This window comes from Cytobacillus sp. GQ23 (assembly GCF_059758675.1).
In genome coordinates this window covers 30,745-42,832 of sequence record NZ_JCAXER010000038.1, presented here as the reverse complement: position 1 = coordinate 42,832, position 12,088 = coordinate 30,745, and the positions used below count along the sequence as shown (strand labels likewise).

Sequence of the window (12,088 nt, the reverse complement as noted above, 5' to 3'; positions counted from 1 at the left end):
GCGCCTTAAATGATAGGCGCTTTTTTCTATAGCTATCAGTTTCATATGGAACGCGCATAGATTTCGACACGCACTAAAGGAATGAAAGCGCTACAAACCCTAGAATCGCCGACCATGCCACGCCAAACCCAAAGTCCAGCATTCAAGTGTATCAGTACTTTTGGACACAGAAAATGAGCTGACTCATCACTGAGCCAGCTCTTTATTTCTATTTGATTATGTGCCAGATCCATTTCAGGAGCCGCTCGAGCCTTGAGTGCCGCTGCCAGTGCCGTTTCCGTCAGTGTCAGTGCCTCCAGCACCCGTTCCGGTTTCTTCTCCGGTATCGCCATCACCGGTACCGTCACCTTCACCGCCACCATCACCGTTTTCTTCACCATCTCCGGAACCATTTCCGGAGCCTTCACCATTTCCATTTTCATTTCCATTTTCATTTCCATTTCCAGAACCGTCGCCATCCTGGTTTCCGTCCTGGCCATCTTCACCATTTTGCCCTTCCTGGCCTTCCTGTTCTTCTTCGCCAGTTCCATCCTGCTCTTCACCTTCAGTTTCATCTTCTTCGATGATGCTTGAGTCAGGAACTTGTACTTTTACAGAAGCAGGGTCACTTTGCTGATCACCTTTAAATGCTGTTACTTTAAAGGTATACACAGCTCCTGGCTGAGGGTTGGCAATTTTTAAGCCTTTATCCGCAGTAACGCTAAGCTGCTGATCTCCGCCTTCATTTACGGATACAGTTACTTCAAATTGTGTGCCTTCTGCGTCTTCAGGGTAATTCCACGATAATGAGATCTCATTTGCCTCCTGGTCAAAGTTCGCTGACAGGCCAGAAGGGGAGTCCAGTTTATCAAATTTCTGTGACACTTGTGTAGGAGCATTGCCCTTTACAGCATACTCATAAATGATTTGTTCCTTAGGCGTGAACTGGCTTGCCAATTTGGCAGGATTGCTGCCTTTCTCAATGGCTACCTTCTCTACAGAGTTCGGTACCTTGAAATCTTCTGTTTCCTTTCCTTCTGATACATGCGCCATTAAGCTGCTGAAAAGCTTTTGCGCAATTTTTTGCTCATCGCCTGCCGGTATATAACTTTTTCTATCCTGATAGCCAGTCCAGACAGCTGCTGTATAGTTAGTTGTATAGCCAGCGAACCAGGCATCAGGCACGGAGCCTTGAGGTATACCATATGTTTGTTCTTCGTCAGCGGTGTAGTTTGTAGTTCCTGTTTTTCCTGCTACAGGCAAGCCTGGAACATCAGCCAGACGGCCAGTTCCGTAAGAGGATTTAACAGCACTTTTGAGCATGTCACTGATCATAAATGCTGTATAGTCCTTCATGACTACTTCAGATTCAGGTTTTAAATCAAGCTTCGTGCCGTCACGCATTTCAATTTGCTTGATGGCATGCGGTTCAGTGTAGAAGCCATTGTTTCCAAATGCACTGTATGCACCGGCTACCTGAAGAGAAGAAACCTCAAAAGCGCCGATAGAATAGGACTCATACATCTCTTCCATTGGTATTCCTAATTTTTTGGTGAATTCCAATGATTTATCTGTTCCAACTTCCTGAAGTGTTTTTAAAGCCGGAATGTTGCGTGAGCGGGCAAGGGCCTCGCGCATTGACATAGGGCCCATATGTTTTCCATCCCAGTTATTGATTTTTGTGCCTCCGGAATATGTGTGAGGCTCATCAACAATGGTCTGGTAAGTTCCCCATTTTAGATATTCGATTGCTGGTCCGTAATCGACAATTGGTTTAAAGGTCGAACCGGCATGTCTTTTTTGGTCCACGGCAAAGTTAAAGCCGCGTTTTACTTCCTGATTGCGTCCTCCGCCGATTGCTCTGATTTCCCCCGTTTTTGTATCAAGAAGGGTAATTCCCGCCTGAAACTTCTCATCAGGATAGGCTACTGCTGCATCCGTATTTAAAATGTTTTCAACATGCTTTTGTGCATCCGGATCCAGAGTCGTATAAATTTTCAGCCCATCGGAATATGGATTAAGATCCGGGTATTTTTTTTCAACTTCATCCAAAACAACATCGATGAAAGAATCATATTTAGATTCATTTGTTTCTCTATTTTCTTCAGCCACAAGGGTAGATTCCACAGGAACCTTTTTCGCTGCTTCCATTTCTTCTTTTGAAATGAAACCATGCTGATTCATCAAGGAAAGAACAATATTTCTCCGTTTCTCCGCTTTGTCAGGATGCTTAAACGGATTATAATTGTTAGGGCTTTGCGGCATGCCAGCTAAGAGGGCAGCTTCATGGAGCTCCAGCTCGCTAAGTTCCTTGCCAAAGAAGATTTTTGATGCCGTTAAAACACCATGCCCTTCAGACATATAAATCTTGTTCACATACATTTCGAAGATTTCCTGTTTTGTATACTTGCGTTCAAGCTGGAAGGCAAGCCAGGCTTCCTGGGCCTTTCTGCTAAGGGTTTTTTCATTATTCAGGAAGGAGTTTTTTACTACCTGCTGAGTAATCGTACTTGCCCCTTCAGAACCAAATCCTCGGGTAACGTTGGCAATTACTGCTCCGCCCAATCGAATTAAGTCCATTCCGTTATGTTTGTAAAAGCGGACATCCTCAGTTGCCAAAAAGGCTTCTTCCACAAGTTTTGGTATATCTTCATAAGCGACGTAATCACGGTTTTCCGAGCCTACATCAGTAATGAATTCGCCCTCCATATCGTAGATCTGAGAAGATATTGGATCTTTAAGCAATTTTTCATCAAGTTTAGGTGTATCTTTCACCATAAAAGCAAAAGCGCCTGCTCCTAAAATCATTCCAGCAATACCAAGGGCAATCAATATAAGGAAAATGCGTTTAAAAGTGCCTGAACCTTTTTTCTTACCCTTATTTTTAGGCTTCGATTGCTGTCTTCGGCGCTCCTCCCTTGTCTGATATTTTTCTGTCATATCTATGTTCATCCTTTCTAACAATGGAACTTTAAATTAATTATTTAAGGGTATAAAGATAATCTATTATCTTAATATAGTCAATTCTGGGCTGAAATCCAAGCGGAATGTAATGACCATTCTTTTCAATTTCATCCTTGGTGATTGACTTTCTTCCCCCACTCTTCATCCTCTCCCAGTATGTGAGTAAATGAAGGGCCTCTAACAGGTAAACCTCTTCGGTAGCCGAGAAGCGGAGGAGAACAAAGCAAATTCCTTGCTGGGCTAATACTTGCTCCATGTGTTTTACCTGGTGCTCATGAAAATTCTTTAAAGGGAAGGAGGTTGTATTCTGGGTTTCTTTTGCTTCAAAATCAATATATCTTCCTTTATAGACACCGTTATAATCAGTTGTTGATGCTTGTTTGAAATATGCTTCTTTAATGACTGCTGCACTTCTTTTTGGATAATCGACCTGTACAATTTGAACAGGAGTGGGCTTTTTATGAATAGTTGCTATTCCATGTTCCAAATAGAATTCATTGGTTTCATTTATATCTTCCTCCAGTGTCATTCCGCGATTGCTGTATGTCCATTTCTTCTCTGGAGTTAGTTTTTTGGCACTATTAGCAGGCGGGGTATATCTCCTGCCATTTGGATAGTGGAAATTCATGCATTCACCTCGTTTTCAGCTACTCCCTATGATAACAAAAGTAAGCGTGATTTGGTTGAATAAAAAGTTCTAAATAACAAAGTATATAGGAAACTCCAGTTAAGTATTATTCCGGTTTTACCTAAATGCCTGCAGGCCAAATTATAGAACATTCATTTTATGAGGTGAATTGCGGTGTTTCTTTCTGGGAAATTTCTGTACAGTCATGAAAAAAAGGAACAGGCAATAAAGGATCATATTATGAAAATGACAGCAAAATATAACCTGGACAATATCTCCAGAACGGAAGCTTATTTTCAGTTTTATCAAAAACATCCTGAAATACGCTGGGCATTCCTGGCCTCCATGGTGTCCCGAAATGCCGGCTGGAATATGTGCGATCTTGAAGGGAGCTGTTTTCCTAAATTAATAGGAAAGAAATTCAGGGATATGCTTTATATAACATATGAAAGGGCTAATTGGCTGATTTTTCAAGATGCATTTCCCCAGCTGCTTCTCTATCATTATTCGACGAAACTAAATAGGCCAATGTTTCACTTATTAAAAACTTTTCATGTATCGGCGTTTATGGGGCAGGAGTGGCTTCATTTCTGGAGAAACAGAAATAAAAAGAGATTAATGATTTCACTGATTATCAACGAACAAAATGTCATCCAAGAGCCTGTAATGGAGCATTCTATTTATAAAAATAAAGTTTTTCATACATTGCTCTTTTCCTTTCAGGATTATCTTCATTTTAGTTCTGTCATCTTCCCTACCTGTAAAGGGGAATTATACGGTGCGAGTGTTAATGGTTTCCGCTCGGTCTCTAAAAGAATTGACCTTGGAAAAAGGCTGGCAGAAATATTATTTGACACAAATTATTATGAGGACGTGTATGAATTTGCATCACGCACAATTCATACTGGGTCAAGGTATGATTATGAGAAATACTTTAAGGGAAAAAAACGGAGAACTACCCCTTTCTTACGCTGTACATACCCGATAATCACTCATCACATACATCAATTTCCTGATTGGTCTGTCAATAAACGCATAAAAAGGAAATGGGCATCAGAATCGGTTGTCATTAAACATCCCGTCCATATTACAAAATGGTATTTGCATAAACAGGACCAGCTTCAAACTGCTGCCAAGCTGGGAAAAATATTTCGCTCCATTTGTTAGGAGAAAATAAATGCAAAAAAAAGCAAGGGATCCCTTGCTTTTTCATGTTATGTTGAAGGGCGGTCAGGACCTTCAAGCTTCTTATTGCCATAGCCAGTTTTTGTTTCTTCCAGCTTTTTGGGCTGTACATTATTTTGTTTTTCTTGTTTTCTTGCCATAACATAACACCTCCGTTCATTAGTTTGTTCAATGATGTTATTTTCATTCTTCGGAGGCTGTCGAAACCTTGCCGCTGCCATGCAAATAAGTACTTTCTTTGGCGAATCCCTTCTAGTTTTGTCATGCATGAAGGATACCTTAGGGGAAAATAGAATTTATGTAGGCACAAAGCAAATTTTCACTGTATCCTTCATTATTCATGGCAGAAAGCAAGGAGAAAATGAAATCGGGAGGTTTTTTGAATGCAGGGAAAAACGGTAGAAAAAGAAGAATTGCTGGCCATGCTTTCAGACATATACGATCAGCTTGAAGAGCTTGAAAATGTACTGGAGTCTAATTTGTCTGGACTCCGCCAGGATTGGTATTATGAACAGTCAGAAAATATAGAGGCTTGTGAAAGCAGGCTGGAAGCAATCGAAGAAGATATGACGGTAATCATGTCTGAGGCAGAAAATATAGAAAGTGCAAAAAGATCAGCACGCATGAAGCTTGAACTCGGTTTCTAAGTGGATTAGAATAGCAGTATCCTTCAGCAGCTAAATTGATTGGCTGCTTTTATTTTAAGGCTGTTTTTCCAGAAGTTAGTTGCTTTTTCATAACCTAGTTTAATTTGCTGAGTTGATCTTCGCTGTGGGCACCTGATCCTCGAAGATGCTGACGCATTCCTCCCCGCGGGTTCGCTGCAATCAACGGGCAGAATTCATAAACAAAAAAACAATCGTTTAGAAAAAAGACTATTTTTAATAAAGTGTATAAACTGAAGGTAGATAACTATTTAGCTTCAGGCGCCTTCCGCTTATCTAAATGGAGTTGATTCCCGTGGTACAAGAAAATTCCCTGCTGCGTATGACAGAAATGCTGCTTGAATATGTGGAGATCTCAGACAGCAGGTATAAAAAGGTTAAGGAGACAGGCAAGAAGGGTGATTTTTATAATGAAGTCAAACCTTTTGCTGATGAGGTTAAATCCATAAATGACAGATGGAAAGAAGAAGCCCGGAAGTGGATTAGCATCCATAAACCGCGGAATCTATATTCTCAGCAAATCGATTCTGCTGCTGAACATATTGAAATGGTTTCCATTCAGTCGTTTTTTCCTGACGCAAGCAGAACCAGATTTATTAATTATGTTAATTCAGCCGTGTATGTATTAAAGCAGCTGATAATATTACTAAGAGAAGAAAAAAAGGGAACCTGAACGAGGTTCCCTTTTTTCATTGAATACTATGCATTTACTGAATCCTGGAGGGTGTTATCTTTGTAGCTTTCCGGAACGGCCGCTCCTTGAGCTTCAAGCTCACGAACGAGATTTCGATAATCTGTACTGGAAATTTCATTATGGATATAGGCTTTTTTTGCAAAATCCAATAATTCATTAACATTTTCAGGAGTATACTCCCGCAGCTGATGAAACTTCTTTTGTAGTTCGTGAACATTCATGATATTGCCTCCTCTAAAAATAGATTCGCGGAGAAATTTCTTCCCCGCATTCAGGTAAATGAAAATAGCGGACAAGAAACAATTTGTTTTTTATATCCTAACATATAATTTTATTTTTCATCGTTTTTAAAAAAATCAAACTTCCGACATTATTCTTCATAGTTAGACAAAAGTGGGAAGCGCTTCCTTTTTTGCCCCTATTTAACTTCTTTCACGTTCTGGGCATTTCATTCATATATTATATTGGTGATAATAAGGAGGGAATTGCCTGATATTATTGCTAATATACTTATCTTTTTGAATGGGGAGGATGTTTGCCCATGTTTGGCCGAGTAATGAATAAAACGAGTCATGTGCAGCCATACGGCCATTTAAACCCAAATGTATACGTTCATCCATTTTATATGGGGACCAATGACCAATATTATATGAGGCAGCAGCCAGTGCAGAATTATAACCATGCTGCCGGACAGTATAATTCTTATTATTCGCCATTTAATATGGAGTACCAGCACCCGCAGCAATTGGCAGGAATGCAGCAAAGTTATCCGCATCAGGCCTATCCGCAGCAACATTTTGATCCTGCATATTACTCACATACAGGTTCAAAGAATGCAGGAATATTTCAAAACCCGTTAGAATCTGAAGATTATTATGGACATCAGCCAAGCAAGCCGGCTGCTCCGCAAATGCCATATATGAATCCATACCCAAAGCAATCCTTCATCCAAAAACAGCCATCCGGCGTGCAAAGCATTATGAATTCATTTAAAGCCCAGGATGGCTCGCTTGATATCAACAAAATGGTGGACACAGCAGGACAGATGATGTCTGCGGTCACACAGGTATCATCTATGGTTAAAGGGATTGGCGGAATATTCAAATCTTAAGTGATCAAGGCCGGATTGGCCTTTTTTTTATGCTTTGAAAAAATCAGACTTGAAAAAAGATTAAATATATTTAAAAATAGAATAGCCGGTCTATTTTTAGACTCCAATAATATAGGCAATATTATCTATGATAATTTAATTGTATGATTGACAAAATTTAGATAAGAGTGAAAAAATAGAAAAATGACTTAAAGTCATAACAAGGGGGGGTACTATGTTTCGTGCTGTGCAGCAAATACTTATCATATTTGCATTAATTTTATTTCTTGCAGCTTTGCCAAAAATTATATCTGTTGATCCATCGAGCGGGAGTCTAAATTGGAGCTTTGACACTCTGCCGCAGATTTATGGAGATTTTATATCTGAAATAAGCGAGGGAAGCCTTGGTACCTATCAGCTTGGACTGCAGACCCGTCCTATAGCTGGGGACATTGCTGATAACTTTTTTACTAGTCTGCTGATTGTATTGATAGCAGTAAATGCTTCCTTAATTATAAGTATGATTTTTGGAGTGTTTATAAGCCGCTTCAGGCTCACTAAGCTTTTTGGGGCATTCTTGAATATGCTTGCAGCCATACCCGACTTTATCATTATTGTGGTTTCTATGATTCTTGCCGTAAAAATATATAAAATAACGGGAATCAGAGTAATTTCTCTCAGACCGGATGGAGGAGCTCTCAACACCTGGTTTCCCACAGTGCTGGCAGCGATAGCTCCGACGCTATATTTATTTAAGCTTGTCTCGGTTAAATATTATCAGACAAGCGGTGAGGATTATATTAAGACTGCTGTTGCTAAAGGGATGGGATTGAATTACATAAATTTTCAGCATGTCTTTAAAAATTTAGAACCATTTATCAAATCTGAGCTGGTAAAAGTAATTTCACTTGCCATTGGCAATCTTTTTATTATTGAGCATATTATGAATGTTTCCGGCATAACAAAATTTATTTTTCAGAGCAATGGGGTTCAGCCGATTGCAATCGGCTTGTTTGCAATGCTTTTGATTTCTTTAATTGTCTATATTTCTAACAGACTTATATTCTATCTGTTCAAACGGGGTTTTATCTATGAATAAGCTGCTAAAAATAAATTACTCGTTAATAATAGGAATTCTTTTGGTTTCCTGCTTGCTTTTTTTCAGCATATTCGGGCCTATCATTGCACCCCATTCATTAACTTCAGCCTTGGAAACACAATATACAGACGGAAAGGTTCTGGCACCGCCTCTGGAGCCGTTTGAATCATCCTCCTATCCGCTGGGCACCGATAAATGGGGATATGATATTTTATCCATGATGTTATATGGTTTAAGATACACTGTTTTTATTGCAGCTGCAGTAACAGCTATAAAAATGGTTTTTGGATCAATTATCGGTTTGTATGCGGGCACCTTGAAAAGAACGCCAGGCTGGCTGATTGCTTTCGAAAATGCATGGAGCTATGTTCCGCTTTTTCTGATCCTGTATTTTTTTCTTGCGCCAATAAGCTTCAACAGTCATCTTGAACAAAATGTGTTAATTATCTATTTTATTGTCATTGCATCAGTCATCAGCATTCCAAGCATTGTGTCTTCTGTAAGGCTTAAAACGTCTCAGTTATATAAGTCCGTTTATATAGAAGCTGCAAAAGCTCTGGGGGCCGGAAAACACCGACTACTCTGGAAGCATATTTTTCCCCAGTTAAAGGAAACGTTCCTTGTTATGTTCATACTTGAAATTGTGTACGTAATCGCCCTTATGGGACAGCTGGCACTTTTAAATATCTTTGTCGGCGGAACTATTGTGAGATATGACCCCATCATCTATCTATCGGCAACAAAGGAGCTGGCGGGGCTTGTTGGTCAGGCGAGATTAAATATTTATGGCAACACCCATATATTGATTGTGCCATTAGCGATCCTTTTACTTACAACTGTGTCCTTCAGTCTGCTGGCAAATGGACTGAAGAATCGATTTCAATCAAACTATCAGCGTACACCATGGATTAAGACTGGGCACGAGCCATTAGTTCAGCCTGCCAGAAAACAATTTGGCCGAAAAAAGAAATTCTGGTCATTTTCTGGCCCTAAGGCTGCTTTTACGGCATTGGTTATTGCTTTCGCAGGTGCAGGTGTCTATGTTGTGGCTGCGAAGGAATCTAATGTAGGTGTTAAAAGCGGCAGCAGGGCAGATTATCAAATTGATCTGGAAATGAATGGCGAAGGATATTTCAATGCTAGTGCAAATATCCAGATAAAAAATCAATCAGATAAAGAATGGAATGAGCTTGTTTTTTACTTCATTCCAAACGTTTTTAAAAAGGGACATACATTTGATTCCGTTGAAGGAACGTCTGAAGCAGAAATAAAAAAGGTAACAGTGAATGGGCAAAAAGCATCTTTTAAACTGAATGGAGATACACTAAAAATAAATTTAACACCTGATATGAAAGATAAAAGCAGACATAAGGTACAGATACAATATGGATTTACAGTCCCTGAGAGAGGCAGCCGCTTTTCAAAAGCAGGCACCAACTATTATCTTGCTCAGTGGTACCCAATGGCTGCAGTTTATCAAAAAGGCAAGTGGAACAAAGAGCCTTATATGGAGGGACTGGAAACATTCCATACAGGCTATTCTGATTTCAAAGTTTCCTATAAGCTGCCCAAAGGGTATTCTCTGGCTTCCACAGCAGAAAAAGATCCGGCAAAAGGAAAGAATGAAGGAACAGTTAAAGCCAAAAGGGTCAGGGATTTCTTCATTGCTGTTATGAAGGATATGAAAGTTTATGAAACGGAAGCGAAGGACGGTGTGAAGGTCAGACTCTTTTCAAGGAGCAATCATGATAAAAACCCGGAAGCATCGTTAACACTGGCCAAAAAGGCATTATCTTTTTATCAGGATAATATTGGAGATTATCCGCATAAGCAGCTTGACATTGTTTTGGATGAAGGGGAATTTATGGAGTATCCCGGTATTGTAACCATAAACCCCCATATTAATGATAAAAGGTTTTATGATATCTCAATTGTCCATGAAATCGCTCATCAATATTTTTATGGAGCAGTGGCCAATGACCCATACAACAGTGCATGGATTGATGAAGGAATCACAGAATTCGCCACCTCTATGTACTTTTATGCAGATCAAAATCAAAATGAAAGTCAGGCATTTGGGATCTCCCATAATCGGATGAAGGCAATCGAGGAAGCTGGTCTGGGAAGGCAATATTCAAATGTGCCGCTTAATGAGGTAAAACATACAGGATATATTTATGGCCAGCCTGCTCTGGAAATTTTAAAAATGATCCAGGAAAAGTATACTCTGAAAGGGGAATCCCCTAAGGAAGTGGGGATGCAGTTTCTGTCCGATTATTATCAAAAGTTCCGCTATAAAGAGGTCGATACAAAGGAGTTCATATCCTTCACAAAAGATTATTTCAGTGTTCCGACCGGCTATTTCAATAATTGGATTGATACGTCTAAGCTGAATAGTTAATAAGCCATCTTAAAACAAAAACAAGCAGGTAATAATACTGCTTGTTTTTGTTTATCCAGATTCTATAAAACTAGAAATGCAGGCATAATCAGTTCTCATCAATCAGGATTCTTTTTCCCTGCTGCTTAGGTACAGTAATCTGCAAAAGGCCATTTTGGTAAACAGCTTTTACCTTTTTTTCATTAACTGGCTGTGGAAGCGCTATGGTTCTGCTGGAACGCTGCATGCTTTGCTGTCTGCGAAAAATTTTATTTTTTTCATCTTCTTCCGTTATCATCTCAGCCGATTTAACTGAAATGGTTATATAATTGTCCAGGATATCAATCTGTATTTGCTCTTTATTTATTCCTGGAAGTTCAGCACTAATGATATGTTCCTTATCAGTTTCAGCAACATTAACATGGAAGGAAGAAGAAGTCGGGAATGGATTTTTAAAAAATTCATCCATTGTCTGCAGAAATCCTCTGCCGGGTTTTTCATGGAAAAACTGATTCATTGATTTTATCAAATCCCCAAATGGTTCATTCCGTTCCTTTTTCTTTGGATCCTCCATATTCCTTCATCCCCTTTCAAACAGGATTTTTCAACTTATTCTATGCCGCCCATTGGGTGGATGTTCCTGTGGCAGAATCAAGGAAAAAGAAAAAGCCGCAGAGTGCGGCCTTTAAAATATTGTCTCTAATAGCTGATCAGGGATTATGATTAAATGTCCATCCTGGTCTGTTTTGATTAACATTTCTTTTTTCATTTTGGTTAAAGTCCTGCTGACCGTTTCCCTTGTGGTGCCAATCATATTGGCAAGGTCTTTATTGGTAAAGTCCCCTTTTAATACAAAGCTGCCGTTTTCAAGCTTTTCTCCATGCATTTTGGCCAGCCGGATAAGCAATTTAATGATTTGCTCATAAGTATTGTTTAATATTTGCGATTCCAGCCTCTCCTGAAGGTCGACAATTTTCTCGCCCAGAACCTTAAATACTTTTATGCATAATTCAGGATTCTCAATAAGCACCTTTTCAAATTGCGAAATAGGCACAACCACAAGCTGAGCGTTTTCCAGCACTTCGGAAAAAGCCGGGTACCCGCCTTTTCTGAAGAATCCCACATGAGGGAACATCTCTCCTTTTGTTAAAATGGCAACAATCTGTTCCTTCCCATTAATATCACTTCTATAAATCTTAACTCTGCCGTTGTTAATGAAATATACATTATCAAGCGGTTCGTCCTGCAGAAAAACATGACTTCCTTTTTTCCATTCCCGTGATATGGATATCTCAACTACCTTATCCAGTTCTTCGCTGTTCAGCTCTTTAAAAAGAGAGAACTGGGAAAGAACATCCTTAATTTCTGCTGCTTTCATAATCCACCTCTTGCTTCTGTCCTATT

Annotated in this window: 11 protein-coding genes; 6 read left to right on the top strand and 5 right to left on the bottom strand. The window is 39.6% G+C overall.

Going from position 1 to position 12,088, the window contains the following annotated elements:
- Nucleotides 1–234: 234 nt before the first annotated feature.
- Together AC6CHU_RS23680 and recU are read right to left on the bottom strand one after the other, a co-directional pair.
- Nucleotides 235–2,919: a PBP1A family penicillin-binding protein gene (locus AC6CHU_RS23680; RefSeq protein ID WP_251283626.1), complete on the bottom strand. Its 2,685-nt coding sequence runs from the start codon at nt 2,917–2,919 to the stop codon at nt 235–237.
- 40 nt (nt 2,920–2,959) lie between these two features.
- A complete protein-coding gene (gene recU, locus AC6CHU_RS23675; RefSeq protein ID WP_159864249.1) occupies nt 2,960–3,571 on the bottom strand; it encodes a Holliday junction resolvase RecU in 612 nt (203 codons plus the stop codon).
- A 174-nt stretch (nt 3,572–3,745) separates the two neighbouring features.
- Here recU and AC6CHU_RS23670 point away from each other — a divergent pair, with 174 nt between their 5' ends.
- From AC6CHU_RS23670 to AC6CHU_RS23660, 3 genes are all read left to right on the top strand, one after another.
- Nucleotides 3,746–4,738: a DUF2515 domain-containing protein gene (locus AC6CHU_RS23670; RefSeq protein ID WP_159864246.1), complete on the top strand. Its 993-nt coding sequence runs from the start codon at nt 3,746–3,748 to the stop codon at nt 4,736–4,738.
- A gap of 401 nt (nt 4,739–5,139) precedes the next feature.
- Nucleotides 5,140–5,403, top strand: a complete 264-nt coding sequence (locus tag AC6CHU_RS23665) for a hypothetical protein (protein ID WP_159864243.1) — start codon at nt 5,140–5,142, stop codon at nt 5,401–5,403.
- A 313-nt stretch (nt 5,404–5,716) separates the two neighbouring features.
- Nucleotides 5,717–6,094, top strand: a complete 378-nt coding sequence (locus AC6CHU_RS23660; RefSeq protein WP_251283624.1) for a YppE family protein — start codon at nt 5,717–5,719, stop codon at nt 6,092–6,094.
- A 26-nt stretch (nt 6,095–6,120) separates the two neighbouring features.
- Here AC6CHU_RS23660 and AC6CHU_RS23655 read toward each other — a convergent pair whose 3' ends face one another.
- Nucleotides 6,121–6,336 (bottom strand): YppF family protein, encoded by a 216-nt coding sequence (locus tag AC6CHU_RS23655; protein ID WP_159864237.1) that lies wholly within the window; start codon nt 6,334–6,336, stop codon nt 6,121–6,123.
- A gap of 335 nt (nt 6,337–6,671) precedes the next feature.
- On the opposite strand from AC6CHU_RS23655, the gene AC6CHU_RS23650 reads away from it, so the two are divergent.
- From AC6CHU_RS23650 to AC6CHU_RS23640, 3 genes are all read left to right on the top strand, one after another.
- A complete protein-coding gene (locus AC6CHU_RS23650; RefSeq protein WP_251283622.1) occupies nt 6,672–7,226 on the top strand; it encodes a YppG family protein in 555 nt (184 codons plus the stop codon).
- A 214-nt stretch (nt 7,227–7,440) separates the two neighbouring features.
- The gene (locus tag AC6CHU_RS23645; protein WP_251283621.1) at nt 7,441–8,304 is read left to right on the top strand and encodes an ABC transporter permease subunit; all 864 of its coding nucleotides are present in this window, start codon (nt 7,441–7,443) and stop codon (nt 8,302–8,304) included.
- Nucleotides 8,297–10,705, top strand: coding sequence for an ABC transporter permease subunit (locus tag AC6CHU_RS23640; protein ID WP_498122939.1), 2,409 nt, complete (start codon nt 8,297–8,299; stop codon nt 10,703–10,705). Before AC6CHU_RS23645 ends, AC6CHU_RS23640 begins: the two co-directional genes overlap by 8 nt.
- A gap of 88 nt (nt 10,706–10,793) precedes the next feature.
- On the opposite strand, the gene AC6CHU_RS23635 is transcribed toward AC6CHU_RS23640, so the two are convergent.
- Both AC6CHU_RS23635 and AC6CHU_RS23630 read right to left on the bottom strand, forming a co-directional pair.
- Nucleotides 10,794–11,258 carry an Hsp20 family protein gene (locus AC6CHU_RS23635; protein WP_159864225.1) on the bottom strand — a complete coding sequence of 155 codons (465 nt, stop codon included), beginning with the start codon at nt 11,256–11,258 and terminating at the stop codon, nt 10,794–10,796.
- 111 nt (nt 11,259–11,369) lie between these two features.
- Complete coding sequence (locus tag AC6CHU_RS23630) at nt 11,370–12,062, bottom strand: Crp/Fnr family transcriptional regulator (RefSeq protein ID WP_159864222.1); 693 nt, start codon at nt 12,060–12,062, stop codon at nt 11,370–11,372.
- Between the last annotated feature and the right edge of the window lie 26 nt (nt 12,063–12,088).

What these genes read in the sequence shown, in the direction of transcription:
- AC6CHU_RS23665 (WP_159864243.1), top strand. Translation starts at nt 5,140, where the DNA reads ATGCAGGGAAAAACGGTAGAAAAAGAAGAATTGCTGGCCATGCTTTCA.
- AC6CHU_RS23645 (WP_251283621.1), top strand. Translation starts at nt 7,441, where the DNA reads ATGTTTCGTGCTGTGCAGCAAATACTTATCATATTTGCATTAATTTTA.
- AC6CHU_RS23655 (WP_159864237.1), bottom strand. Translation starts at nt 6,336, where the DNA reads ATGAATGTTCACGAACTACAAAAGAAGTTTCATCAGCTGCGGGAGTAT.
- AC6CHU_RS23640 (WP_498122939.1), top strand. Translation starts at nt 8,297, where the DNA reads ATGAATAAGCTGCTAAAAATAAATTACTCGTTAATAATAGGAATTCTT.
- AC6CHU_RS23630 (WP_159864222.1), bottom strand. Translation starts at nt 12,062, where the DNA reads ATGAAAGCAGCAGAAATTAAGGATGTTCTTTCCCAGTTCTCTCTTTTT.
- AC6CHU_RS23650 (WP_251283622.1), top strand. Translation starts at nt 6,672, where the DNA reads ATGAATAAAACGAGTCATGTGCAGCCATACGGCCATTTAAACCCAAAT.
- AC6CHU_RS23635 (WP_159864225.1), bottom strand. Translation starts at nt 11,258, where the DNA reads ATGGAGGATCCAAAGAAAAAGGAACGGAATGAACCATTTGGGGATTTG.
- recU (WP_159864249.1), bottom strand. Translation starts at nt 3,571, where the DNA reads ATGAATTTCCACTATCCAAATGGCAGGAGATATACCCCGCCTGCTAAT.
- AC6CHU_RS23680 (WP_251283626.1), bottom strand. Translation starts at nt 2,919, where the DNA reads ATGACAGAAAAATATCAGACAAGGGAGGAGCGCCGAAGACAGCAATCG.